The sequence below is a fragment of the Burkholderia sp. BCC0097 genome, assembly GCF_902832985.1.
GTDB lineage: Bacteria > Pseudomonadota > Gammaproteobacteria > Burkholderiales > Burkholderiaceae > Burkholderia > Burkholderia orbicola.
This window is the reverse complement of the sequence record NZ_CADFDM010000003.1, coordinates 400,901-425,723: the sequence shown is the minus strand read 5'-3', so window position 1 is coordinate 425,723 and position 24,823 is coordinate 400,901. Positions and strand designations below refer to the sequence as shown.

The 24,823-nt window shown below is 67.6% G+C and carries 26 protein-coding genes, 1 tRNA gene and 1 pseudogene; 20 read left to right on the top strand and 8 right to left on the bottom strand.

The window, feature by feature from the left end:
• Window positions 1-117 precede the first annotated feature (117 nt).
• The 16 genes from HWX07_RS11660 to HWX07_RS11585 all read left to right on the top strand — a co-directional run bounded on the left by HWX07_RS11660 (window position 118) and on the right by HWX07_RS11585 (window position 14,257).
• Window positions 118-525, top strand: a complete 408-nt coding sequence (locus HWX07_RS11660; protein ID WP_004265602.1) for an RAQPRD family integrative conjugative element protein — start codon at window positions 118-120, stop codon at window positions 523-525.
• A complete protein-coding gene (locus HWX07_RS11655; protein WP_003454790.1) occupies window positions 522-761 on the top strand; it encodes a TIGR03758 family integrating conjugative element protein in 240 nt (79 codons plus the stop codon). Before HWX07_RS11660 ends, HWX07_RS11655 begins: the two co-directional genes overlap by 4 nt.
• 21 nt (window positions 762-782) lie before the next feature.
• Window positions 783-1,160: a TIGR03745 family integrating conjugative element membrane protein gene (locus HWX07_RS11650; RefSeq protein WP_003454787.1), complete on the top strand. Its 378-nt coding sequence runs from the start codon at window positions 783-785 to the stop codon at window positions 1,158-1,160.
• Window positions 1,161-1,172: 12 nt separating this feature from the next.
• The gene (locus HWX07_RS11645) at window positions 1,173-1,601 is read left to right on the top strand and encodes a TIGR03750 family conjugal transfer protein (protein WP_003454784.1); all 429 of its coding nucleotides are present in this window, start codon (window positions 1,173-1,175) and stop codon (window positions 1,599-1,601) included.
• Window positions 1,598-2,290: a PFL_4703 family integrating conjugative element protein gene (locus HWX07_RS11640; protein ID WP_003454780.1), complete on the top strand. Its 693-nt coding sequence runs from the start codon at window positions 1,598-1,600 to the stop codon at window positions 2,288-2,290. The genes HWX07_RS11645 and HWX07_RS11640 overlap by 4 nt, the downstream gene beginning before the upstream one ends.
• A gap of 8 nt (window positions 2,291-2,298) precedes the next feature.
• On the top strand, window positions 2,299-3,207 hold the full coding sequence (locus HWX07_RS11635; protein ID WP_031329112.1) for a TIGR03749 family integrating conjugative element protein: 909 nt from the start codon (window positions 2,299-2,301) through the stop codon (window positions 3,205-3,207).
• Window positions 3,197-4,666: a TIGR03752 family integrating conjugative element protein gene (locus HWX07_RS11630; RefSeq protein ID WP_031329113.1), complete on the top strand. Its 1,470-nt coding sequence runs from the start codon at window positions 3,197-3,199 to the stop codon at window positions 4,664-4,666. Before HWX07_RS11635 ends, HWX07_RS11630 begins: the two co-directional genes overlap by 11 nt.
• Window positions 4,647-5,081 carry a TIGR03751 family conjugal transfer lipoprotein gene (locus HWX07_RS11625; RefSeq protein WP_004265606.1) on the top strand — a complete coding sequence of 145 codons (435 nt, stop codon included), beginning with the start codon at window positions 4,647-4,649 and terminating at the stop codon, window positions 5,079-5,081. The genes HWX07_RS11630 and HWX07_RS11625 overlap by 20 nt, the downstream gene beginning before the upstream one ends.
• A complete protein-coding gene (locus tag HWX07_RS11620; RefSeq protein WP_004265608.1) occupies window positions 5,081-7,963 on the top strand; it encodes a conjugative transfer ATPase in 2,883 nt (960 codons plus the stop codon). The genes HWX07_RS11625 and HWX07_RS11620 overlap by 1 nt, the downstream gene beginning before the upstream one ends.
• 13 nt (window positions 7,964-7,976) lie before the next feature.
• Window positions 7,977-8,723 carry a thioredoxin domain-containing protein gene (locus tag HWX07_RS11615; RefSeq protein ID WP_003454752.1) on the top strand — a complete coding sequence of 249 codons (747 nt, stop codon included), beginning with the start codon at window positions 7,977-7,979 and terminating at the stop codon, window positions 8,721-8,723.
• Between the two features lie 193 nt (window positions 8,724-8,916).
• Window positions 8,917-9,411 carry a JAB domain-containing protein gene (locus HWX07_RS11610; RefSeq protein WP_004265610.1) on the top strand — a complete coding sequence of 165 codons (495 nt, stop codon included), beginning with the start codon at window positions 8,917-8,919 and terminating at the stop codon, window positions 9,409-9,411.
• Between the two features lie 156 nt (window positions 9,412-9,567).
• Window positions 9,568-10,014, top strand: a complete 447-nt coding sequence (locus tag HWX07_RS11605; RefSeq protein ID WP_003454745.1) for a TIGR03757 family integrating conjugative element protein — start codon at window positions 9,568-9,570, stop codon at window positions 10,012-10,014.
• The gene (locus tag HWX07_RS11600) at window positions 10,011-10,961 is read left to right on the top strand and encodes a TIGR03756 family integrating conjugative element protein (RefSeq protein ID WP_003454742.1); all 951 of its coding nucleotides are present in this window, start codon (window positions 10,011-10,013) and stop codon (window positions 10,959-10,961) included. Before HWX07_RS11605 ends, HWX07_RS11600 begins: the two co-directional genes overlap by 4 nt.
• 9 nt (window positions 10,962-10,970) lie before the next feature.
• Complete coding sequence (locus HWX07_RS11595) at window positions 10,971-12,374, top strand: integrating conjugative element protein (RefSeq protein ID WP_003454739.1); 1,404 nt, start codon at window positions 10,971-10,973, stop codon at window positions 12,372-12,374.
• The gene (locus tag HWX07_RS11590; protein ID WP_004265620.1) at window positions 12,371-12,724 is read left to right on the top strand and encodes a hypothetical protein; all 354 of its coding nucleotides are present in this window, start codon (window positions 12,371-12,373) and stop codon (window positions 12,722-12,724) included. Before HWX07_RS11595 ends, HWX07_RS11590 begins: the two co-directional genes overlap by 4 nt.
• Before the next feature lie 15 nt (window positions 12,725-12,739).
• Window positions 12,740-14,257, top strand: coding sequence for a conjugal transfer protein TraG N-terminal domain-containing protein (locus tag HWX07_RS11585; protein WP_003454733.1), 1,518 nt, complete (start codon window positions 12,740-12,742; stop codon window positions 14,255-14,257).
• 5 nt (window positions 14,258-14,262) lie between these two features.
• On the opposite strand, the gene HWX07_RS11580 is transcribed toward HWX07_RS11585, so the two are convergent.
• The 3 genes from HWX07_RS11580 to HWX07_RS11570 all read right to left on the bottom strand — a co-directional run bounded on the left by HWX07_RS11580 (window position 14,263) and on the right by HWX07_RS11570 (window position 15,502).
• The gene (locus HWX07_RS11580) at window positions 14,263-14,634 is read right to left on the bottom strand and encodes a DUF3742 family protein (protein ID WP_003454730.1); all 372 of its coding nucleotides are present in this window, start codon (window positions 14,632-14,634) and stop codon (window positions 14,263-14,265) included.
• An 86-nt stretch (window positions 14,635-14,720) separates the two neighbouring features.
• Window positions 14,721-15,185, bottom strand: a complete 465-nt coding sequence (locus tag HWX07_RS11575; RefSeq protein ID WP_003454727.1) for a type II toxin-antitoxin system YhaV family toxin — start codon at window positions 15,183-15,185, stop codon at window positions 14,721-14,723.
• Window positions 15,185-15,502, bottom strand: coding sequence for a type II toxin-antitoxin system PrlF family antitoxin (locus HWX07_RS11570; RefSeq protein WP_003454724.1), 318 nt, complete (start codon window positions 15,500-15,502; stop codon window positions 15,185-15,187). The genes HWX07_RS11575 and HWX07_RS11570 overlap by 1 nt, the downstream gene beginning before the upstream one ends.
• Before the next feature lie 313 nt (window positions 15,503-15,815).
• Here HWX07_RS11570 and mobH point away from each other — a divergent pair, with 313 nt between their 5' ends.
• A complete protein-coding gene (mobH, locus tag HWX07_RS11565; RefSeq protein ID WP_031329115.1) occupies window positions 15,816-17,663 on the top strand; it encodes a MobH family relaxase in 1,848 nt (615 codons plus the stop codon).
• 26 nt (window positions 17,664-17,689) lie between these two features.
• Here mobH and HWX07_RS11560 read toward each other — a convergent pair whose 3' ends face one another.
• Complete coding sequence (locus HWX07_RS11560; protein WP_003454714.1) at window positions 17,690-17,995, bottom strand: helix-turn-helix transcriptional regulator; 306 nt, start codon at window positions 17,993-17,995, stop codon at window positions 17,690-17,692.
• Between the two features lie 104 nt (window positions 17,996-18,099).
• Here HWX07_RS11560 and HWX07_RS11555 point away from each other — a divergent pair, with 104 nt between their 5' ends.
• Window positions 18,100-18,726 carry a LysR substrate-binding domain-containing protein gene (locus tag HWX07_RS11555; RefSeq protein WP_003454711.1) on the top strand — a complete coding sequence of 209 codons (627 nt, stop codon included), beginning with the start codon at window positions 18,100-18,102 and terminating at the stop codon, window positions 18,724-18,726.
• A 32-nt stretch (window positions 18,727-18,758) separates the two neighbouring features.
• Here HWX07_RS11555 and HWX07_RS11550 read toward each other — a convergent pair whose 3' ends face one another.
• Window positions 18,759-20,615, bottom strand: a complete 1,857-nt coding sequence (locus HWX07_RS11550) for an integrase arm-type DNA-binding domain-containing protein (RefSeq protein WP_004265627.1) — start codon at window positions 20,613-20,615, stop codon at window positions 18,759-18,761.
• 238 nt (window positions 20,616-20,853) lie between these two features.
• Window positions 20,854-20,928: transfer RNA gene (locus HWX07_RS11545), tRNA-Gly, on the bottom strand.
• Between the two features lie 302 nt (window positions 20,929-21,230).
• Between HWX07_RS11545 and HWX07_RS11540 the strand changes: the two genes are divergently transcribed.
• Window positions 21,231-21,575: a cupin domain-containing protein gene (locus HWX07_RS11540; protein WP_006496617.1), complete on the top strand. Its 345-nt coding sequence runs from the start codon at window positions 21,231-21,233 to the stop codon at window positions 21,573-21,575.
• A gap of 344 nt (window positions 21,576-21,919) precedes the next feature.
• On the top strand, window positions 21,920-23,086 hold the full coding sequence (locus tag HWX07_RS11535) for an enolase C-terminal domain-like protein (RefSeq protein ID WP_175876373.1): 1,167 nt from the start codon (window positions 21,920-21,922) through the stop codon (window positions 23,084-23,086).
• A gap of 3 nt (window positions 23,087-23,089) precedes the next feature.
• Here the strand turns inward: HWX07_RS11535 and HWX07_RS11530 are convergent.
• Window positions 23,090-23,673 (bottom strand): annotated as a pseudogene (locus HWX07_RS11530) (LysE family transporter).
• Between the two features lie 77 nt (window positions 23,674-23,750).
• Window positions 23,751-24,671, bottom strand: coding sequence for a LysR substrate-binding domain-containing protein (locus tag HWX07_RS11525; RefSeq protein ID WP_012328063.1), 921 nt, complete (start codon window positions 24,669-24,671; stop codon window positions 23,751-23,753).
• Between the last annotated feature and the right edge of the window lie 152 nt (window positions 24,672-24,823).

Here is a 24,823-nt window from a genome sequence, read left to right as displayed (position 1 = left end):
TCCTCTGCAGCGGAGTTTGCCGCGGAAAGCGGTGGCTGGCCGGTTCCGATTGATTGCGGCGCCGGAAGACCGGCCGTTTGAGCATCGAGCCATCCGCATCCCTCGGAGAACGGCTCGATGGAAACCACTCGCAATCCCGCGCAGGTTCGGCGCTTCGCCGTCGAGGCACCCTGGGCCGTGCGTGTTGCCGCGCTGCTGCTTGCCGCTGCCGGATTGCAGCCCGCCATCGCCGCTGACGCCTCCGACAACGCTGCGGAGCGCGAGATGCTCGCCGCGGTAACGCGCCAGCTCGAACTGCTGGACCGCCTCGCCGAGCACGCCGCCACCACCGCGCCGCAGGAGCGCGCCCGCTACCACTTCGACTACGCGCGGCTGCGCGCCGACCTGGAGCGCGTGCGCACCGGCGTGCGCGACTACCTCGTTCCGCAACGCGCCCAGCCGCGTGATCCCGTGCCGCTGGCCGGTGACTACACGCGCAGTAACGCGGCGCCTGCGACGTCGCCCAAGGAGGCGCCGTCGTCATGACGCCTTCCGCCGATCAGGTCGCCGCCTTCACGGCCAACGGCGGCTTCGCGCCCGGGGCCGTCTCCACCGTCGTGCTCGGCTTCGTCTTCGCCATCCTGCTGCTGTGGGGCGTGTGGGCGATGCGCACTGCCTATGTCGGCTGGGCCGAGCACCACCTGACCCAACGCCAGTTCCTCGGCGTCATCGTGCGCTTCGTCGCGATGTACCTGGTGCTGGGCTTTTTCCTCCTGTCCTGACCCCATGAAAGGTACTTCGCCATGAACGCTCCCGCTACTTCTCGCCGTCCCACGTCGCGGCCCGCCGCGCGCATCGCCGCGCTGCTGATCCCGCTGGGCATCGCCGCCACGCCGCTGCCGTCGTTCGCCGACCTTCCCACGCTGGAAGACCCGTCGCGCGGCACCGGCAGCGGCATCATGCAGACGCTGCAAAACTACGGCTACGACATCGTGCTGCTGATCGCGCTGCTCGTCGTCGCCTCGATGTTCGTCGGCGTCTGCTACCACGCCTACACGCGCTACGCCGAGATCCACACCGGCCGCGCAACGTGGGGGCAGTTCGGGTTGACCGTCGCGGTGGGCGCGATCCTGCTGGTCGTCGGCATCTGGCTGCTGACCAAGGCTACCGGCGTCCTGTAAGGCCCGGCAACGATGGCCGGCGCCCTGGAGAGTCCGTCGCGCGACGGGCTCGTGACCTTCCTGCCGCACCGCCTCAACCGCCACCCGGTGGTCGTGCGCGGGCTCACGGCCGACGAGCTGTGGGTCTGCGCCGGGCTGTCCGGCGCGGCCGGTCTCGTGGCCGGCGTACCGCTGGCCTGGCTGACGCACAGCATCGCGATGGTGCCCACGCTGATCGTCGCCGGCATCGGTGTCGGTGTCTTCGTGGGCGGCGGCCTGCTGCGGCGGTGGAAGCGCGGCCGGCCCGACACCTGGCTGTACCGCCAGCTCCAGTGGCGCCTCGCGCTGCGCTACCCCGCGCTGGCTGCGCATGCGGGCGGGGGCCAGCTCATCACCCGGTCGGGCTGGTGGTCCACGCGGCGCCTGCGGCCCGATCCGTCCCTGCGTCGAGGTAGACCATGAGCCGATTCAAGAACGAGGTCGCGCACCTGCAGGCGCATGTGAAGACCTTGCGCCTGGCTGGCGCCGCACTGTTCGTCGTGGCGCTGCTGCTCGGCTTCGGCTGGTGGAGCGCACCCAAGAGCCTGACCATCCACGTGCCACCCGACCTGCGCTCGGGCAGCACGCGCAAGTGGTGGGACGTGCCGCCGGAGAGCGTCTACGCCTTCACCTTCTACATTTGGCAGCAGGCCCAGCGCTGGCCGACCAATGGCGAGCAGGACTACCCGCGCAACCTGCATGCACTGTCTGCGTACTTCACGCCGAGCTGCCGTGCCTTCCTGCAGCAGGACTACGAATTCCGGCGCAGCAACGGCGAGCTACGCCAGCGCGTGCGCGGCATCTACGAGATTCCCGGCCGCGGCTACGGCGACGAGCCGGCCATGCGCGTGCGCACCGTGTCGGCCAACAACTGGATCGTCACGCTGGACGTGAGCGCCGACGAGTACCTGGGCGCCGAGCAGGTCAAGCGCGCGCTCGTGCGCTATGCACTCAAGGTTGTGCGCATGGACGTGGACCCCGAGCGCAACCCCTTCGGCCTGGCGCTGGACTGCCATGCACGCGCGCCGGAGCGCATCGAGACCCCGCCGCCTGCGGCGCCGCCCGGCCGGGCCGCAAGCGCCGGCTCCAACTTGCAGGGAGACACCCCATGAAGTCCCTCGTGAAGCGTTCATCTGCGGCGGCCCTGGCTGGCCTGCTGCTGTGCCTGGCCTTCGTGCCTGCGGCCCATGCCGTCGAAATCCTGCGCTGGGAGCGCCTGCCGCTGGCGGTGCCGCTGGTGGTCGGCCAGGAGCGCGTGGTGTTCATCGAGCGCAACGTGCGCATCGGTGTGCCGCCCACGGTTGGCGAGCAGTTGCGCGTGCAGAGCGCTGGTGGCGCGATCTACCTGCGCGCGAGCGCGCCGATCCCGCCCACACGGCTGCAACTGCAGGACGTGGAGTCGGGCGCGCTGATCCTGCTGGACATCGCGGCCGAGCCGGCGAAGGCGGGCCAGCCTGCACTCGAACCCGTGCGCATCGTCGAAGGCGACGTGCCGGCGACGCGCTACGGCGAGCCGGCCAAGCCGGCGGACGACGATGCGGAGCGCACCGTACCCGCAGCGAAGCGCGCCACGCCGGTGGCGGTTGTGCTCACGCGCTATGCGGCGCAGAACCTCTACGCGCCGCTGCGCACCGTGGAGCCCGTTCCCGGCCTCGGCCGCGTCAATCTGCGCCGTGGGCTGGAGCTTTCCACCTTGCTGCCCACACTGCCGGTGCGTGCGCAGGCGCTGGCCGCTTGGCGGCTCGAAGACCAGTGGGTGACGGCGGTGAAGCTCACCAACGCCTCCGGGCGCTGGCTCGACCTCGATCCCCGCGCGCTGCAGGGCGACTTTCTCGCCGCGACCTTCCAGCACCCGAATCTGGCGCCGGCCGGCCGCGCCGCCGACACCACGGTGGTCTACCTCGTGACCCGTGGCCACGGCCTGGCCGAGTCGCTGCTGCCCAAGCTCTCACCGATCGACGCGACGGTGAACCTGCCGCCGGCCGCGGCGGCCGGCCAGGCCGAAGGAGGTGCCCGCCATGAAAAGTAACCCCCTCCTGAAGTGGCTGCTGATCCCGATGGCGCTGGTGCTGCTGTTCGTCGGCATCAAGATGTTCTCCGGGGATCGCGGCGCCAAGCCCGTTCCGGCCGGCAGCGCCAACTCGCTCACGCCCGAAGAGATGAAGGCGCTGGGCATCGAGGGCGACACGCCGCGCGATACCGTTGCCACACTGGTGGCCCAGGTCAAGCAGTTGCGCAACGAGCTGCAGACGGCGCTCAACGACAACAAGAACCAGAAGAGCGAGAACGAGCGTATGCGCGCGCGGGAAAGCGCGATCGACCAGCGCATCCAGTCCGCGCTGGATGGTGAACGCGGCCGCCTGCAGCAGGACCGCGAGCAGTTGGCCGGCGACCGCCAGCAGACCCAGGGCCTGCTGCAAGACCTGCAGCGGCGCCTGGATGGGCTTTCCGGCAAGGGCGGCCAGGCCGATCTGCCGGTCGGGCTCGGCCTGGAGGACGGCGACGGCAAGGGCTTCAGCGGCAGCCAGGGCGGCGCCGCGCGCAGCACCAGCGGCACGCGCTGGGTGGAACCGGACGATGCGAAGCCTTCGGCGAAGAACGGCAGCAGCGGCGGCCTGAACTTTCCGACCAGCTTCGGGCCGGCGCAGAAGACGCTTTCCGACACGGCCGACAACGTGGCCAGCACCGTCGCGGATGCAGGCAGCCGCGCCGTGGGCACGTCGTCCAAGCCGGTCTACACGGTGCCGTCGAACTCGACGCTGATGGGCTCCATCGCGATGACCGCGCTGATCGGCCGCGTGCCGATCGACGGCACGGTCAACGACCCGTACCCCTTCAAGGTGCTGATCGGCCCGGACAACCTCACCGCCAACGGCATCGACATTCCCGACGTGGCGGGCGCGGTGGTCAGCGGCACGGCCTCGGGCGACTGGACGCTTTCCTGCGTGCGCGGCCAGATTCGCTCGGTGACGTTCGTCTTCAACGACGGCACGGTGCGCACGATGCCGGAGGACGGCAACCGCAACCAGAGCGGCGGCGGCCAGGGCAATGGTGCAAACAGCACGACGCAAGGCGGCCTGGGCTGGATCAGCGATCCCTACGGCATCCCCTGCGTCAGCGGCGAACGGCGCAGCAACGCGCAGCAGTACCTGGGTTCGCAAGCCCTCATCACCGCGGCCGGCGCCGGCGCCGCTTCACTGATCAAGTCGGACAACGGCAGCGTGGCCGTGGTCGCTAACAGCAACGGCTCGCTTGGCACGGTAGGCATCAGCGGCAACGAGGCGATGGGCCGCATCCTGGCCGGGGGCGTCCGCGACATGGCCGATTGGGTCAACAAGCTTTACGGCCAAGCCTTCGCCGCCGTCTACGTGCGGCCCGGCGCCAAGGTCGCGGTGCATCTGGAGCAGCCGCTCAACATCGACTACGACGCCAAGGGGCGCCGGGTCAATCAACGCATCGGAGGCAAGCATGCGTCGGATTTGGATTGAATCGGCCGCGATCCTGTGCGCGGTCCTGGTGCTGGGCGGCTGCGCCACCAGCAAGGACAAGTTGCTGCCGCACGGCGATCACACCATGCTCGACGTGTGGAATCAGGAGACGGGCGGCAGCGCCGGTGGTGGGCAAGCAGCGCGGCAACTGCTCGATGCACGCCAGGACTTGCGCCGGCCGCTGACCGAGGCCGACGTGCAGGCGGTGCCCGCCGCCGCTGCCGCCTACACGCGCACCGCGGCCAACGAGATTTACCGCCAGTTCCGACGCCTGCCGAACCCGGACCTAGTGATGTACGTGTTCCCGCACCTGGCCGGCACCGACCCGGTGCCCGTGCCCGGCTACACCACCGTGTTCCCGCTCTACCAGCGCGTGCAGTACGCGATGCCTGGCGAGCGCCTGGAGGACTACTGATGGCTTGGTCGTTGCCCTGGGCACGCAAGGCCGTCACGCCCGCCGGCCCCGACCTGGATGCCGATGACGCCTGGTCGCAGCATGTCTCGACGCTGGCCGCGCACGGCATTCCCGAGCCCGGCAGCGCGATGGGCAGCCAGCCGCGCCCGCCGACCACCGAAGCGGACCTGCAGGCGCTCTACGGCGTGGCACCGTCCTTCGCCGACCTGTTGCCGTGGATGGAGTACCTGCCCGGCTCCAAGAGCATGTTGCTGGAAGACGGCCAGTCGGTTGCGGGCTTCTTCGAACTGGCCCCGGTCGGCACCGAAGGCCGTGAGATGGCCTGGCTGTGGCAGGCACGCGATGCACTGGAGAACGCGCTGCAGGACTCGTTCGACGAACTCGACGAGAACCCGTGGGTCGTGCAGCTCTACGCCCAGGACGAATCGACCTGGGACACCTACCTGCGCGGGCTGGCCGACTATGTGCGGCCGCGCGCCCAGGGCAGCGCCTTCACGGACTTCTACCTGCGTTTCTTTGGGCACCACCTGCGCGCCATTGCCAAGCCCGGCGGGCTGTTCGAGGACACCACGGTGACGCGGCTGCCGTGGCGCGGCCAGGTCCGGCGCGTGCGAATGGTGGTCTACCGGCGCGCGAACGCTACGACCGCATCGCGGCGCGGCCAGTCCCCCGAGCAGGCGTTGACGACGATCTGCGACCGGCTCGTGGGCGGCCTCGCCAACGCGGGCGTGAAATCCCGCCGCATGGAGGCGGCCGACATCCACGACTGGCTGCTGCGCTGGTTCAACCCGCACCCGACGCTGCTCGGCCCCAGCGCCGACGACCGCGAGCGCTTCTATGCGCTCACGCGCTACCCCGAGGCAGTCGAAGACGGCGAGATCGAGCTGGCCAGCGGAGACTTCGCGCAGCGCCTGTTCTTCGGCCAGCCGCGCTCGGACGTGGCGAACGGCACGTGGCTGCTCGACGGCATGCCGCACCGGATCATCGTGATGGACCGGTTGCGCATGCCGCCTGCGACCGGCCACGTCACCGGCGAAACGCGCAAGGGCGGCGATGCCGTCAACGCGCTGTTCGACCAGATGCCCGAGGACACGGTGATGTGCCTGACCGTCGTCGCGACGCCGCAGGACGTGCTCGAAGGGCACCTGAACCACCTGAGCAAGAAGTCGGTCGGCGAGACGCTGGCTTCGGAGCAGACGCGCCGCGACGTGCAGGAAGCGCGCGGGCTGATCGGCAGCGCGCACAAGCTCTACCGCGGTGCGCTTGCCTTCTATCTGCGCGGACGCGACCTCGCGCAGCTCGACGCCCGCGGCCTGCAACTGGTCAACGTCATGCTCAACGCCGGCCTGCAGCCGGTGCGCGAGGAAGACGAGGTGGCGCCGCTCAACAGCTACCTGCGCTGGCTCCCGTGCGTGTTCGATCCGGCCACCGACAAGCGCCAGTGGTACACGCAACTGATGTTCGCGCAGCACGCGGCGAACCTCGCGCCGGTGTGGGGCCGCAGCCAGGGCACCGGCAATCCGGGCATCACGTTCTTCAACCGCGGCGGCGGGCCGATCACCTTCGACCCGCTGAACCGGCTCGACCGGCAGATGAACGCTCACCTGTTCCTGTTCGGTCCCACCGGCTCGGGCAAAAGCGCCACGCTCAACAACATCCTGAACCAGGTGACGGCGATCTACCGGCCGCGGCTGTTCATCGTCGAGGCGGGCAACAGCTTCGGCCTGTTCGGCGACTTCGCGGCGCGGCTAGGCATGAAGGTGCATCGCGTTAAGCTGGCCCCCGGTGCCGGGGTGAGCCTCGCGCCGTTCGCCGACGCCCACCGGCTGGTGGAAACGCCCAGCCAGGTGCAGACGCTGGATGCCGACGCCCTGGACGAGGACCGCGACGAAGCGGCACAGGCAGCGGATGCCGACGAGCAGCGTGACGTGCTGGGGGAACTGGAAATCACCGCGCGGCTGATGATCACCGGCGGCGAGGACAAGGAAGAGGCGCGCATGACGCGCGCCGACCGCAGCCTGATCCGCCAGTGCATCCTCGATGCGGCCCAGCGTTGCGTGGCCAACCAGCGCACCGTCCTGACGCGCGACGTGCGCGATGCGCTGCGCGAGCGCGCCCGCGATACGGCACTACCCGAGGTGCGGCGCGCGCGGCTGCTGGAAATGGCCGACGCGATGGATATGTTCTGCCAGGGCGTGGACGGCGAGATGTTCGACCGGCCCGGCACGCCCTGGCCCGAGGCCGACATCACCATCGTCGATCTGGCGACCTTCGCACGCGAGGGCTACAACGCGCAGCTTTCCATCGCCTACATCAGCCTTATCAACACGGTCAACAACATCGCCGAGCGCGACCAGTTCCTCGGCCGGCCGATCATCAACGTGACGGACGAGGGGCACATCATCACCAAGAACCCGCTGCTTGCGCCCTACGTCGTCAAGATCACGAAGATGTGGCGCAAGCTCGGCGCCTGGTACTGGCTGGCGACGCAGAACATCGACGACCTGCCCAAGGCCGCCGAGCCCATGCTCAACATGATCGAGTGGTGGATCTGCCTCTCGATGCCGCCCGACGAGGTGGAGAAGATCGCGCGCTTTCGCGAGCTGAACGCGGCGCAGAAGGCGCTGATGCTGTCGGCCCGCAAGGAGGCCGGCAAGTTCAGCGAGGGCGTGATCCTTTCCAAGAGCATGGAAGTGCTATTCCGCGCGGTGCCGCCCAGCCTGTACCTGGCGCTGGCTCAGACCGAGCCGGAAGAGAAGGCCGAGCGTTTCCAGTTGATGCAGCAGTACGGCATCGGCGAACTGGACGCCGCTTTCAAGATCGCCGAGAAGATCGACCGCGCCCGCAGCATCGAGCCGCTGGTGCTCGATGCGCTGGCGTGACGGGGAGTCCACGATGCGCATCCCTCGCTTCGCGCCGTCCCGCACCGTCCTTGTCGTCGCGCTGCTGATGGCCGCGGCCCTGACAACGGCCGCATGGCTCGGCCTGCGGCCGCAGTCGCCGCCCGCCGAACCCGATTTTCCTTCGGCAGAAGCAACGCCTGCGCCGGCAACGGCACCAGCCGGCCCGCCCTGGCGCTATGGCCGCGCCGATGCGCGCTTCACGGTGGTCGAGTACGCCGACCTCGAATGCCCGTTCTGCCGCGCCTACTTCGCAGTGCTCAAGCGCTGGATCGACGCGCACCCGGACGTGAGCTGGCAATGGCATCACCTGCCGTTGCCGTTGCACGAGCCGGCCGCGTCTGCCGGTGCGCGCCTGGTGGAGTGCGTCGGCGAGGCCGGCGGCCAGGCCGCGTTCTGGCAGGCCGCCGAGTGGGTCTACACGCACACCCGCGGCGACGGTCAGGGCCTGCCCGAGGGCCTGCGCTATCCCGACCTCACGCCGGCCGCGCAGCAGTGCCTCGACAGCGACCGCCCCGATGCGCTGATCCGCGCACAGTCGGCGAGCGCGGCGCAGGAGGGCATCAAGGTCACGCCCACGCTGCGCCTGCAGGATCGCCAGTCCGGCAAGACGCTGCTGCTGCACGGCCCGGTCGAAGGAGATGCCTTGCTGTCCGCGATCGACCTGCTGGCGGCCAGTGCAGCGGCCGAGCCCGCATCGAAGGAAATGCCTGCCGAGTCTCTCGGAGACATGCCCAGGTAGCCACGATCTTCAAGGCTACGACGCGGCTTGGCCGTGCTGATCGACCCCGTTCGCTGCGCATCCCTGGACGCGAACAGCCACTGTGCATGCGGTGGCGGATGCCCGCTCTTCTGCCGCTTGTTCTTCATCGTCCCCGGAGGGTTTGTCCCTCCCGGGACAGGCGTCCTCCGACTTCATCCCGTGGAGGTTCGCCATGTCCTATGTCGTCGCCGACTCGCGTCCCGAGTCGCTCAGCCTGATCGCCGCCCAGCACGAAGACTGGATCATCCGCCAGGCCATCGCCTTGCTGGAACAACGCATCTTCAAGGCCGGCCCGATGCTGAACAGTCCCGCCGCCGTGCGCGACTACCTGCATCTGAAGCTGGTCGCGGAGCCCAACGAGGTCTTCGCCGTCGTGTTCCTCAACTCTCAGCACCAAGTCCTCGCCTACGAGCCGATGTTCAAGGGCACGGTCGATCAAACCTCGGTGTACCCGCGGGTGCTGGTGCAGCGCGCCCTGGCCCTCAACGCCTCGGCGGTCATCCTGGCCCACCAGCATCCATCTGGCATGACCGTGCCTTCGGCCGCCGATCAGGCGCTGACCGACCGGCTCAAAGCCGCCCTGGCGATAGTCGATGTCCGGGTGGTGGATTACTTCATCGTCGGCAAGGGCACGCCGTACTCCTTCGCCGAATCCGGCCTGCTGTAGCGCCGCTGACCGCCTGGTCCCCGCGGGAGCCTCGGCTGCCGCTTTTCTTTCGCCTGTCTGCCCAAAGCGGAGCGCGCGCGGTGCGCATTCCTTGTCGCGGTTGGACTGCCTTCGGCGTTCGACTAGAGCCTTGCTCTCATTCCCAGGACGCCCGCCATGACGGCTCCCTTCTTGAAACCCATCCCGCGGCTGCGGTGTACGCGCATCGCCTGCGCGGGAGGGCTGCTGCTGTGCCTGCTCGGCCAGGACGCATCCGCAGCCGACGTGCTGGTCGTGACCGACAGCCGCCATCCCGTGCAGTCCGCATCCGGCGCGCGCGTGATCGAGCTGGATCTGCCCGAGCGCATCGAGGCCGAACTGGCCGCGGGCCTGCCTGCCGATCCGGGCCGCGCGGCCGCGCTCGTGCAGCAACGCCTGCGCGATGGCAGCCAGGCACTACAGCGCCGCATCGGCAGCGCCTACCAGGGCGTCGCCGATGCCTGGGGCTTGGGGCTGGCCAAGGTGCCTGCCGTGGTGGTCGATCGCCGCTACGTGGTCTACGGCGAGCCCGATGTCGCGCGCGCCGTGGCACGCATCGAATCACATCGGAGGGCACAGCCATGAACCGCCTGCTGTCGGCGTCGTCGCGCCGGGCCCGCCTTGCCATCGCTTCGGTGCTGCTCGGCGGCGCCGCTTCGAGCTTCGCGCTGAACACGGCTACCATCGTGTCCTCGGCCCTGTCGCCCGACTGCCTGGAATATCGCGTCGTCGGCATCTGCTACTGGCTGTTCTGCACCTGGACGGGCTGCACGGTGCGCACCTCGGTGAAGGTGCGCCACTACATTCCCGACGCGGTGGTGTCGAGCTACAGCAACACCGGCGAGAACCCGTGGATCGAGGTGCGCGCCATGAGCATGCCCAATCCCACGGCGCAGGCCGGCGGCGACGGGACGACGAACCACGACAACGAGAACAACCTGGCGAAGTTCAAGAACGCCGACGTGATCGGGCATCCCGGCGGTTCGGTGTTCAGCCAGTTCGCCAGCGCGTCCGGCTACGCCTGCCAGGGCGCAGGCACGGCCTTCATGCCGTACCTGCTGAGCACCCTCGACACGCTGGCCTGGCGCTACAACGTCCCGGAGATGGTGTACCCCGAGGCGGTGATCCCCGGCATGCGCGAGATCGGCGGCCGCACGACGCTCAACCTGTGGGGCAACGTCTATCCGCGCGGCGGCTTCCTGCATCAGACCGACGACTACAAGAGCGGCGCCGTCGTCGCGCAGCGCGCGGGCGATGTCGTCACGCGGCGCATGCAGCCGCACGTCTACCAGCCGCTGCTCGCGAGTTCGAGCGACGGCTATTGGCCGGCCGGCGCCCTGGTGGAGAGCGATGCCTCCACCGGCAAGTGGCAGGAGCTGACGCCGACCCTCTCCAACTCCTGCGCCGTGTTCCCCCACTCCAACACGCGCGTGCAGGCCCAGCAAGGCGACTACGCCTGGGCGCTGTGGCGGCCCTATGCCTGCTGCCAGCGCCGCGGGCAGGTCTTCCTCGGCAGCGTCGATTTCCTCTGAGGTATTCCGATGAAAGCGTCTCTCTCCCGTTTCGCACAGCGCGCCAGGCCCTACGCGCTCAGCATCGCGCTCGCCTGCGCCGTCACGGCCGCAGCCGGCGTCGCGTGGGCGCAGACCCGCATCAGCCCCACCGGCGTCGGCGTGAGCGGCAGCGTCATCGGCGACGACGTGCTCTACAGCATCGGCGGCGGCCGGGCCGTGTCCATGGGCGGCGCCGGGAACATGCAGAGCATCGGCGTGGGCATCGGCTGGAACAGCAACCTGATCTGCGGAAACATGAGCATCACGACGACGCTGCAGAACCAGTTGAACGGCCTCACCAATGGCTTTCAGCAGATCATGTCCTCGGTGATCCAGAGCGCCACCAGCGCCGTGGCGTCGCTGCCGGCCCTGATCATCCAGCGCGCCGATCCGGGCCTCTACAACCTGCTGACCAACGGCGTGCTGCAGGCTCGGCTCGATTTCGACCGCAGCAAGTTGACGTGCAAGGCGATGGCCAACCGGATGGCGGACATGGCCGGCGGCCAGGCCGGGTGGGATCAGCTCGCCGAAGGTTTCGCGCTGCGCGATGCGGTGAGCAGCACCGATGCGGTGTCCGCCGTCGAGCAGGCCGAATCGAACAAGGGCAACAACGGCGTGCCCTGGGTGGGCGGCGGCAACGCGGGCGGCTCGGGCCAGGGTTCCATCAAGGTGGTCGGCGACGTGACCCGTGCCGGCTACAACCTGCTCAACAGCCGCGGCGTCAGCGACACCTCATCCATCCCGCGCGCGTCCTGCGGCAACCGGCTGACCTGCCAAACTTGGTCCTCGCCGCAGGCCGCAGCGGACTTCGCAACCCGCGTGCTCGGCGAGCGCGAGCAACGCACCTGCGAGACCTGCACCAAGACGCAGACCACGCCTGGCGTCGGCCTGACGCCGGTGATCCAGGAAGAGTACGAGACCAAGCTGCAGGCACTGCAGGGCCTCGTGACGGGCTCGACGCCGATGACGGTGGCAAACCTCGAAGCCGCCGGCAGCAACTCGCTGCCGATCACGCGCGGCGTGATCGAGGCGCTGCGCGACGAGCCCGATCAAGACCTGCTCGGCAAGCGCCTGGCGTCCGAAGCCGCGCTGTCGAGCGTGCTGGAGAAGGCCCTGCTGTTGCAGCGCACGCTGCTGACCGGCAAGAAGGAGCCGAACGTCGCCGCCAACGAGCTGGCCGTGAAGGCGGTCGATCAGGAGAACAACGCGCTGGAGCAGGAGATCAACAACCTCAAGACCGAGCTGGAGCTGCGGCGCACGCTGGCCGGCAATTCGGCGATGGCGATCGTGCAGCGCCACGGCACCCGCGCCGCGGGCTCGCGCGGCATCTTCGAGGGCGACACGACGCGCGACCGGCTCAAGGAAGTGCAGAAGCCGCGGAGCGGGCCATGACCAGCCGGGCCTGGCTGCGGCCGGCACGGCTGCTCGGCCGCCGCGTCGGCATCGTGCTGCTGTGGGTGCTGCTGGTGGCGGGCATCGCGGTCGGCGTGAACGTCGTCGGCCTCCACATCGTCGGCAGCATCGACGGCTGGGAGCAGTGGCTGCGCGAGCACTCGGGCCACTTCCTCGTCTGGCGGCTGCTGCTCTACGCGGCGACGGCCTACGGCTGGTGGTGGATGCGTCGGCGCCTGCGCGAACGCGAGCCATTGGCCGAGACCCATCAGCGCCTGCTGCGCGCCGAGATCGCGGCCGTCGCCACCCTCGTGCTGCTCGAAGGCAGCCAGCTACTGCGCAATGGCTGAGCCCTGGAGAACGCCATGACGCTCAACACAACGGACTACCTGGAGTATTACCTGACCCTGGTCGGGTGGATCGTCAGCAACGGCATCTGGAACATCCTCGTGGCCAGCGGCGTATTCGCGCTGCCCTTCGTGGTCATGGTGGTGCAGGAATGGCTGCGCGCGCGGGCCGAGGGTGCGGACGAGGGCAACAAGGGGGTGCTGTCATCGATGCGCATCGAGAACCGCGTGTGGGTGGCGATCGTCGTCATCCTGTTCGCCGGCATCCCCTTCATTCCGGTCGACCTCAGCACCATCAAGTTCGACACGACGCGCTCCGCGCAATGCCAGGTCAGCGTCCCGCAGCCCACCGACACGGGCTGGTCGAACGCCTACACCACGCTCAACAACCAGAGCGCGCTGGTGCCGGTGTGGTGGTTCTTCATGCACGCCATCTCGAAGGCGGTGACGGGCGGCGCGGTGGCGGCCATCCCCTGCGGAACGGATCTGCGTCAGATGCGCATGGACGTGGATGCCACGCGCATCGATGACCCGGTGCTGGCCCAGGAGGTCGGCGACTTCGTGCATGACTGCTACGGCCCCTCGCGCGCCAAGCTGTTCATGTCTCGGCCCACGCTCTCCGACGAGCAGATGAATGACGTGACCTGGATCGGTTCGAGCTACTTCCTGAACAACGCGGGCTTCTACGACACCTACCACTCGAACACGCCACGCACGGCCTGGCCCTACGACGCGACGCGCGATGCGGGGCTGGCCCAGGTGGATAGCGGCGGGGGCTACCCCACGTGCCGGCAGTGGTGGTCGGACGGCGGCAGCGGCCTGCGCGCGCGCCTGCTGGCCCAGGTCGATCCCGACCTGCTGACGCGCATCGGCCGCTGGGCGGGCTTCCTGTCGCAGAGCGAGGTGAACGACTCGGTGATCCGCGCCGTGGTCTCGCCGCGGCAGCAGAAGATGAACCAGGGCTCGGTCTACACCGACTACGGCGGCCAGATCGAGAAGACGCTGCCCAACGTCGTGACGCGCGGCGCCGGCGACCTGGGGCTGACCATGGGCTCGCTGGGCTTCTTTCCGGCGATGGACGTGGTACGCCAGGCGCTGCCGATGGTGCTGTCGCTGCTCAAGATGGCGCTGGTGATCTGCATCCCGCTGGTGCTGGTCTTCGGCACCTACGAGCTGAAGGCGCTGGTCGCGGTGAGCTGCGTGCAGTTCGCGCTGTTCTTCGTGGACTTCTGGTTCCAGCTCGCGCGCTGGCTGGACAGCACGATCCTCGACGCGCTCTACGGCTGGGGGTTCGGCGCGAACCGGCCGCACAGCAACTTCGATCCGCTGATCGGCCTGAACAACGCCTTCGGCGACATGCTGCTGAACTTCGTCATGGCGACGATGTTCATCGTGCTGCCTACCTTCTGGGTGGCTGCGCTGGGCTGGGTAGGCGTGCGCGCGGGAACGGCAATTCAAGGGCTGGCGGCAGGAACCAGGGATGCCCAAGCTGCTGGCGGCAGGGGTGCGGGTGTCGCTATGAAAGCAGCGAAGTAACGCCTCTAGGCTTGCTCGTCTTCTGGATCGTGGGGGTCGATCCGGTAATCGTCATGGGTGTAGAGGCCGTACCCGGCAGGGCCGTATCGCCATTCCGGCTTGTGTTCCTCGTCGTAGCTCCCATCGTCGTTGCGGACTACCCAGGCGCCGACCAGCGCGAACGCAAGCAGCAGTGCCAGCCAGAACGCGGTGTAGAGCAGGACACCGATCGCAGCGAGCTTGACGGCCAGCAGCGCGGCCTTGGCAATGCCAGGCGCCCATCCCTGCGCGAGCAGCCAGCCCTGCGCCCGCCGATCCAGACGCGCGCAGCCTCTCCACGCCCGGCCCAGTGTCCGGCCGAGGCGTTCTGCGAAGGTGGTCTGTGCGGCGGTCTTCATGGTGGCTACCTCATGTTCATCCTGTCGTGTGGCTGTGATCCCTGTCCGTGTCGCGATTGAAACCTGTGCTGTTCTTCAACCGCGGTCTAGTCCTTGTCTGCTGCGCGCCAGTCGGCCTGGCTTGCGGCCACCAGCGCCGCCCAATCGTCCGGCGGGTTGCCGCGTCCCAACATCTTCTCGAACACCGCATAGGGGTCGGACTTGCTGCCCGACGACCGCAAGGTCTGCTCGTCGTTGACCCAGGCGAACACGATCGCCTTGGCCTTGGAGTCGAAGCGGAAGAACAGCCGGAACCGCCTCCCGATCTTTGCGCGCCGCCAGTGCCGGTAGGCCGGCCCCAAGGTGTTGCCCTGGCGGAATTCGTCGCGCGCAGGATCGCTCGGCACGACATCCATGATCAACTGGCTCAACGCCCGGAACAGCTTGACGTTGGCGTTGCTCTCGAACCCCTGCGGGTCGTTCTGTTCGGCCCGTTCCGCGGCCGCGTGCAGCTTGCGCAACTGCTCGATCACGCCCTCGTGGAACAGGAGCGTCCAACCGTGCCGCTGCATCAGAGCGCCACTTCGCCTTCGATGTCTTCATCGAGGTTCACCGCGTGGTGCGCGTTGGCCAGCATGGCCCGCGCCAGATCGTCCGGCAGGGACTGGACGTGCCGCCCGGCCCGGATGTCCGCTTCCAGCAGCCCCAGGAAGGCGCCGATGGCCGGGTCTTCATGGTCGGCGTCGGCGCGGGTCACGACGACTTCGCCGCCGCGCAGGTCGAACGCCACCTTGCCGCCGGTGTCCACGCCCAGCGCTTGCCGGATGGACTTGGGCAGCGTGATCTGACCCTTGGAGGTCAGCGTCGCGACTTCGTGGATTTCGGGCATGGCGGCACTCCTGATGGCAATGCCTGGATGGTAAGGAAATTTCCTTACCTTGTCAATCTGGGTGTGCATGGTGCTCCGTCCGGTCGATGAAACGGCTCCATCGTAGGGGCGGCACAGCCAGCCTTCCCGCATCAATCCGACTTGGGCCAAACCCGCATTGGTTGTGGTTCGGCAGGCGTCGTTGCCCTATATCCAAAGGTTTCCGTAAAGGCCAAAGGGCTGGGGAAGGGGCAAGGGAATGGGGCCAAGGGGAAAGGCCCTACCCGAAAAGGCCAAAAGGCTCTCCCGACCGGCCCGCCGTCTGGGGTTCGCCATGCTCTCGCTGTTCCAACGCAAACGGGTGCCACCTGCCGCCAGTGCGCCACCGCCCAAACCTCCCGCCGAGCCCGGCAAAGGGCTGATGCGGCCGGAGCCGGCCGCATCGCTGCTGGCGACGCCGCGCCGGCAGAAGCTGCTGGAACACATCTGGCAGCGCACCTCGCTGTCGCGCCGGCAGTTCGCCACGCTGTACCTCGCCCCGCTGGAACGCTACGCCGAGCTGGTCCAGCAATTCCCCGCGTCGGAGGCCCATCACCACGCCTATCCGGGCGGCATGCTGGACCACGGCCTGGAGATCGTCGCCTACGCGCTCAAGCTGCGGCAGTCGCATCTGCTGCCCGCCGGCGCCACGCCGGAGGCGCAAGCCGCCCAGGCCGAGGCCTGGACCGCAGGCACCGCCTATGCTGCGCTGCTGCACGACATCGGCAAGATCGCGGTCGACCTGCACGTCGAGTACGCGGACGGCACGGTCTGGCATCCCTGGCACGGCCCGCTGCGGCGGCCGTACCGCTTCCGCTACCGCAGGGAGCGCGAATACCGGCTGCACAGCGCCGCCACCGGGCTGCTCTACGCCCGGCTGCTCGATCCGGGCATCTTCGACTGGCTCGCCGACTACCCCGACCTGTGGGCCGCGCTGCTGTACGTCCTGGCCGGCCAGTACGAGCACGCCGGCATGCTCGGCGAACTGGTCGTGCAGGCGGACCAGGCATCCGTCGCCCAGGAACTCGGCGGCGATCCGAGCAAGGCCCTGGCAGCGCCCCGGCACGCACTGCAGCGCAAGCTGCTCGATGGCCTGCGCTACCTCCTGAAGGAAGAATTCAAGCTGAACCAGCCCCAGGCCTCGGATGGCTGGCTGACCCAGGACGCGCTCTGGCTGGTGAGCAAGACCGTCTCGGACAAGCTGCGCGCGCATCTGCTGTCGCAGGGCATCGACGGCATCCCGGCCAGCAACACGGCGGTGTTCAACGTGCTGCAGGATCACGGCATCGCCTTGGCCACACCGGACGGCAAGGCGATCTGGAAGGCCACCGTCACCAGCGATGCCGGCTGGTCGCACAGCTTCACCTTCCTGAAACTGTCTCCGGCCATGGTCTGGGATGCGGCCGACCGGCCGGCGCCGTTCGCGGGTCGCGTGCAGGCCGACGAGGAACAAGGGGCGCCGACACCGCAGGCACCGGCATCCGAAGCGCCAGGCTTGGAAAGCGCCGATACGGCGCCACCAAGCATCGCGCCGACCGTCCCTATGCCCACCGACAACGGCGTGGCTGCGCTGCTCGATCTGCTGAGTGACACGGCCCCACCCGTAGCGCCGGAGGCCCCGAGCGAACCCGAGCCTGCCTCGCCACCGGCGCCTACGGTGCTGCCGCAGATAAGCCTCGCGCCATTTCAGGATCGGCCGGAGCCATCCGGCGAGCATTTCATGGCCTGGCTGCGTCAGGGCATCCAGACGCACAAGCTCATCATCAACGACGCCAAAGCCTTGGTGCACAGCGTCGCCGGAACGGCCTACCTGGTGAGCCCCGGCGTCTTCCAGCGCTATGCGCAGGAACATCTGCAAATCGCCGCACTGGCGAAACCGGAGAACCTGGAGGGATGGCAGTGGGTGCAGAAGCGTTTCGAGAAGCTAGGCCTGCACCGCAAGCAAGCCAGCGGGCTGAATATCTGGACCTGCGAAGTCACGGGGCCGCGCAAATCCAGGCGACTGCACGGCTACCTGCTGAGCGCTCCCGAAGCGCTGTTCCAGGAAATGCCTCCGGACAATCCATACCTGCGCCTCCTCACCGAGGCCGTAAAGCGCGAAAATTCAGCCGCCGGTAATAAGAACGACAACGAACAGGGGTAGACAAGGAGCCACGGCGCGGGCCGGCTTCAGTCCGCTGATTTAGGCGGAGCCGTCTCTGCCAGCTTGGCTTCAGTCAGCGCCATCAAGTGGGCAGAACTGCATTTCAGCGCACGGGCGATTTTGAGAATGAGGGGGAGCGTGGGGACATGCTCGCCACGCTCGATCTTTCCCATGTGCGAACGCTCGATTCCTGACAGATGAGCCAGCGTTTCCTGGGCGATGCCTTGACTGGTTCTTTCTTCGCGCACGGAGGCCCCAAACGCGATGGCTGGTTCCGCTTCGTAGGTTGTTGTCCCGGTGGGCCGGCCTCTTTGAATCGAACGCTTTTGCATTGCCAAAAGCGTCGAGGATTGACACGATATAAACCACGTTAAACTTAACTCAATAGAAGCGACTTCATCGGTCGCCGCGAGTTCACTGCCTGGAGGAACTGGACGTGAAATCGAGCGATGCCTCCACTGAAATCCGGGTGGCTGTGCTCGGCGAGTGGGTGCCTTCACCGCTTGCCGACTTGCTGGCGTTGCAGCGCGCCGAAGAGCCAGAGACCGCCACCGCCTTGATCGGATGCAGTTCCACAGCGCAGGCGCAGGAACTGCCGCACGATAACTTTGACTTGGCCCTGTCCACAGCCGCCTGGGAGTGGCCAGGCTGGGTGTGCGAGCCGTTGTGGCATGACACGCTGGCAGTCGCCGTCGCCAAGCGCTCGCACCTGCTGTCCTACCGTGAAGTGCCTCGCCAAGAGCTGCTCAAGCAGCCGTTGATCTGCGCGCAGTCAACGGCCGACGAGCCGTGGCGCGCGGTGGCGCATGGCCTGGTCGAGGATGCACCGCAGGGCCATGAGCAGACCGTCAGCACCTTCGACATGGCGATGACGCTCGTCTCCGCGGGCTACGGCATTGCCGTCGCACCCGCCGCGAGACTGACCTGCTACCTGCGTCGCGGCATCGCCGCGCGGCCATTGGCTGGCGCACCCATCATCGTGATGGCCTACCTGCTTCGCCCGTCCTCGTCCTTGACCGAGCCCCAGGAAAGATTCGCCCGCCGCGCGCGCTCCGTGTCCTGAGACAGGGGCGCGCACTGCTGGGCGCTGGCGCGCTACGCAAACGCCACCTGCTGCGGGGACCACTCGCTTTCCTTCACCGTCGTGCTCACCGCCATGATGATCTTGTCGAGATTTGTGGCACTGACGCTTTCCAGAGCCGAGCCGCCGCGCAGCTTCGCGCGCGGCTGCAGGAGCGCGTTGTAGATCTGCCAAGGGTCGGCGCCCCTGGTCAGCTTGAGGACCGCCTGGATCAGCGCGTGCTTGACCGGATCGAGATGCCAATCCGGCACGCGCTGACCACGGTTGCCCAGGTTCAGCGCCAGCAGGTTGCCGGCCTTGATCTCGTAGCTGATCCACCGGCGGGACTTGCCCGCCATCTTCGCGTACTCGGCGACTGGCAGGTTGTGTGGTGCCTCGAAGACATCGACCAGTTCCATCCGCTGGCGCTGTATGTCGGACAGCGGTTCCTCCATGACGGAACGCGGCAACGGCACTGCGGGCAGCCGATGCGTCTCGGCTGACACCAGTGGCATCGCGTCTCCCGGCCTGGTCACGATCAGGAGCGGCGCCGACGCGGCCGCTGGTTTGGGTGGCGCACTCGCGGCTTCCTCATCCGAGAGGACGGGCACGCCCTCCAAATGAATGGTGAGCGGCATGCTCGCTGCCTCGACCATGTTCTGCTCGAAGAGATCGAGCCGGTCGGCCCAATCCTGCATCATCCGCCGCCGCTGCTCGACGTACTCGGCGTGGTTGTAGGTGGCACTGACCTTGTTGGGATCGACGTGCGAGAGTTGCGCGTCCACCCACACCTTCGGGTAGCCGATCTCGTTGAGCGCGGTGGACATCGTGCCCCGGATGCCGTGCCCGGTCAGCAGGTCGCGATAGCCCATGCGCTTGAGCGCGCCGTTGAGCGTGTTCTCGCTCATGCGCTTCTTCAACTCGCTGTCGTGGCGGAACAGATAGTGCTGGGCCGGTTTGAGCTGTTCGAGCAGGTGCCGGACGATCTCGATGGCCTGCACCGACAGCGGCACGATGTAGGGTGGAATGTCCTTGGGCAACTGGCGCTTCCTGCGCATGTCCACCTGGAGCTGCTTCACGACCTCGGGCGGGATGATCCAGAGGCCCCGATCGAGGTCGAACTGATCCGGCGTCGCCAGGCGCAGCTCGCCCGTGCGCACGCCGGTGAATAGCAGCAGCCGCAGACCGAGCTGGGTCTGCAGCCGGCCACGATACTTGCGCAGGCGCTGCAACAGCTTCGGCAACTCGGCCATGCGCAGGAACGGGTTGTGGTTCACCGGGGGCAGCGGCAGCGCCACCACGTCGAGGTCGGAAGCCGGGTTCTGCTCCAGGCCCGGCACGACCACCAGCGCGTAGCGGAACATCTGGTTGAACCACGTCCTGACTTTCTCGGCGACGGAGAGCGCCTTGCGCCGCTCGATCCTGGCGATCACTTCCAGCAGGTCAGGGCGTTTGATGTCGTAGATCGAGCGCTTGCCCAGCAAGGGCAGCACATCCTTGGCGAAGACGCGAGGGAGGATCGAGAGGGTGGTCTGCCGGCCCTTCTTGAGGCCGCGTTCGCGGTGGGCAAGCCACTTCTTGTAGATCGCCTCGAAGGTGTTTTCACCGGCGAGTTTGACCGCGGCGCGCTTTTGCTTGCGGTGAAGGCGCGGGTTGATGTCCTTGGCCACCAAGGCGCGCGCCTCGTCACGCAGGGCGCGTGCCTCACGAAGGGACACCTCGGGATAGGTGCCCAGCGACATGCGCTTGGGCTCCTTCATCCAGTAGTAACGGAAGTGCCAGCTCTTGCTGCCCGTGGCCGTCACGGCCAGGGAGAGACCATCGATGTCTGGAAGTGTGTAGGCCTTGCCGGTGGCTTTGGCTTGGCGGACCACCAAGTCTGAGAGTGCCATGCTCTAGCTCCTGAACATGAGTCAGGAACCAGATGCTTAACCCATCGACCTCAGCGCCCTAGCAACAATCCGGAAGCCGTCGTGCCCGCAAAAATGGACACAAAAATGGACATAAACGTCGTGGCTTCAGGTGGATTTCCGTGGAGCCCACTGGAACATCGAGGTGTCGAAAACTCAACCAGAATCAACGACTTACGATGCCTCTTGGACTTCCTCAGAATTCCCTGGAACGATGCAGTGGAGCGGGCGATGGGAATCGAACCCACGTCATCAGCTTGGGAAGCTGAGGTAATGGCCATTATACGACGCCCGCAGAACGGGTGATTGTACAGGGTTTGGCCGTGATGTTACAAGTGATGTGTTGGAGCAGCCGGCAAACGGGCTTCGGGCTCGGGGTGCACGCAGCCGCTCGATGCGCCGGCTACGCGCCCGCAAGTCGGCAGTAACGAGAGCGGCGCTGCGGTGCCGAGGCCCGACTACAAACGCGATGGCGGCGCGCTTACACGCCACCCAATGTCGAAAATAGACGAGTCGGTGTCGGAAGCATGCAAGCCGGGGTAAGGCTTTCGAACTAACGTGACAGACCTCTCACACGATCGTCAGTCTGGAGCCGACATGTCCGATTTCATTACCGTTCTGCGCAAAACCTGCCCGACGCCTGTCCTTGACGCGACCAAGTGGAAGCGCATTGGCGGCGATCCGCACACCGTGAACCTCAACGCGTACGTCTCGAAGGACGGCAGCAAGATCATGGGTACCTGGATCTGCACGCCGGGCAAGTTCGAGGTGAACTACGAAAAATGGGAGTACTGCCACTTCCTCGATGGCTACTGCATCATCACGCCGGAAGGCGAGGAGCCGCAGCACTTGAAAGCTGGCGACGTGTTCGTGATCGAACCCGGCATGAAGGGCACGTGGGAAGTGGTGGAGACGGTGCGCAAGTACTTCGTCTTTGCCTGACGGGTCGGTCGATTCGACTCAACCCACGCGCCACACATCTTCCCGGTTCCCGAAGCCGGGACGGCAACCGAGGATTCCGGCTCGACCCAACTCGACTCGGTTCGGAAGCGGTGCGCCGAGCCCGGTCACAGGCTCGGCGCGCGCACCCGCGCCCGCTATCCGACCGCAACCCGTGACGAATGCGACGCCGGGTTGTGCGCTGACGACGACACGATACGCTCGTCGCCGGCCCTGCACGCCGTCGCGCAAACCCCTAAGATGCAGCGATCCGCCCATCGTTTCCGCTGCAGCGCATGAACCTTCCGCCTGCCCCGGACGCCGGACGCCCCACCGGAGCCCTGACCATGCGCATCACCGCGATCCACGAACGTGCGATTCCCGTGTCCCGCTATGCCGATCCCGCGATTCCGTCCGGCGGCCTGACGACAAGTGTCGTCGCGGTCGTCACCGACGTCGTGCGCGACGGCCGCCCGGTGACGGGCTACGGCTACGCGTCGATCGGCCGTTTCGCGCAGGGCGGCCTGATCCGCGAACGGTTCGCGCCGCGTCTGCTCGCCGCCGCCGACACGCTCGCCGACGAAGCCGGCACGAACCTCGACCCGTTCCGCGCGTGGCGCGCGATGATGGCCGGCGAGAAGCCGGGCGGGCACGGCGAACGCTGCGTTGCGGTCGGCACGCTCGACATGGCGATTTGGGACGCCGCCGCGAAGATCGCCGACCTGCCGCTGCATCGCTTGCTCGCCGAGCGCCTCCAACGCACGGCAGCACCACGCGTGCGCGTGTACGCGGGTGGCGGCTACCGCTACCCGCATGACGACCTCGCGCGCCTGTCGGACGAGATGCGCCGGATCGTCGATCTCGGCTACACGCACGCGAAGATCAAGATCGGCGGTGCGGATTTCGATCAGGACCGGCGCCGCATCGATGCCGCGGCCGCGCAGCTGGCCGGCCCTTCGCATCTCGCGGTCGATGCGATGAACACGTACGACGCAACGACCGCCTTCGAGGCGGCCGACATGCTTGCGCCGTTCGATCTGTGGTGGTTCGAGGACATCTGCGACCCGCTCGATCTGCCGCTTCAGGCAGACGTTGCCGCGCGCTACGCACCGCCGATCGCGGCGGGCGAAGCGCTGTTCTCGCTCGCGGAAGCAAAGCTGCTTGACCGTTACGGCCGCTTGCGCAACGACCGCGACGTACTGGTGTTCGATCCGGTGCACAGCTACGGGCTGCCGGGCTATCTGCAGATCGTCGATCACTTCGTGTCGCGCGGCTGGCGGCGTGACGCGTTCTGGCCGCACGGCGGCCATCTGTTCTCGCTGCACGTCGTCGCGGCGCTCGGGCTCGGCGGCGCGGAAGTCAGCCCGTTCGCATTCGAACCCTTCAGCGGACTCGCCGATGGCGAAATCGTCGACGCGGGATACGCGCGCGTGCCGCAGGCGCCCGGTATCGGATTCGAGCTGCATGCCCGCGCGCACGACGCGTTCCGCGCGATATCGGTATCGGGCCGCTGACGCCTAAAGCGCGTCGATCGCGAAACGCGCCGCGAAGCTGAGCATCATCACCGCGACGAAGCCATCAAGCACGCGCCACGCGAGCGTACGGGCGAACCACGCACGGCACGCGCGTGCGCCATGGACGAGCATCAGGAACCACGCCAGCGACGCAGTCATCGCGCCGATCGCAAACGGCGCGCGGGCAGACGGCGCGTGGCTCACGATCACGGTCCCGAGCAGCAGCACCGTATCGATCCATGCATACGGATTGAGGAGCGAAACCGCGGCGGTCGCGAGCAGCGTGCGCGACCGCGTGGGTTCGCTAGCGCCGAGCGCAGCGCGAGCAGGCCGTAGCCGGCGAGATACGCGATACCGGCCCACAGCGCGGCCGCCACCACGGCGGCATGGCGCGACAGCAATGCCGACAGCCCGTGCGCGCCGAGCACGATCAGCAATGCGTCGCTGCCTGCGCAGACGAGCGCGATGGAGAGCAGGTGAGGGCTCGAAAGCGAGCGCTTGATGACGAAGGCGTCCTTGGGACCGACCGACGTGAACAGGCCGGCGCCAAGCAGCAGGCCTTCGAGGAAGGCGGAGGTGTCGAGCACGAGCGGGCCGACAACCTCTTAAGCTGAACCGGTGATGGTTAGGATGGAGCTACGTTAAGGGGTGCCGGCGGCCATTGTCAATGCCCCCCGGCCGCCCATTCCGGCCGCTGCCCGAGCGTATCGAACAGCCGGACGATTTCGGCCTTCACCTTCTGCACCGCGTTGCTGACCAGAGCGGTGTCGTGCCAGCACAGCGACAGGTCGCGCGCGAACAGCCGGTGCGCGACCGTCGACAGCTTGAGCTTGCGCTCCTCGATCTCGACGTGCGCGGCGGTCCACGGCAGGATCGTCACACCGAGCTGCGCCATCACGGCCGCGAACAGCAGCCCGGTCGAACTCGCCTCGAAGCTGATCTCGTACGACAGCCCGGCCTCGCGCATCGCCCAGTCGACGCGGTTGCGGATCGTGTTCGGCGCGCTCGGCAGCACGAGCGGCATCCGCGCGATCGCGTCGAGCGGCACGGGCGCGTCCGGCACCGGGAATCCGGGCCACGTGATCAGGTACAGCGTTTCCGTCAGCAGCCGGTGGATCGCGATCCCGCGCGTGTCGACCGCATCGACGACGATCGCGAGATCGAGCCGCGCGCGTTCGAGCAGCGTGTCGAGGTCGGCGCTCGGCGCTTCGATCAGCTCCAGCATGATGCCCGGATAGCGGTCGCGCACGGCGCGGGCGAGCGGAATGGCCAGCACGCGCGCGGTGCTCGACGGCATGCCGACGGTCACGCGGCCCTGCGGCGTGTCGGCGTCGCGGCGCAGCAGCTCGCGCGTGCCGTCGGCCTGGCGCAGCAACTCGAGCGCGTGCCGGTACAGCGTGCGGCCGGCGGCGGTCGGCGCGACGCCGCGCACGCTTCGTTCGAGCAGTTGCATCCCGAGATCCTGCTCGAGATTGCGCATCTGCTGGCTCACCGCCGGCTGCGCGACGTGCAGCGCCTCGCTCGCGTGCGTGACGTTGCCGCATTCGACGACCTTCACGAAATAGCGCAACTGTCTCAAGTCCATCGCCGCCGTCTCCCGATTCAAGCCCGAATCGTGCCCGATTCGAGCCATAAGCTAATCCGATCGAGCAAGATGAATATCATATTTTTCAGCGATCGATAGCGTTTCTATACTCGTCTCACAAAAGAGCCCGACTGCCGGCCATTCCGGACCGG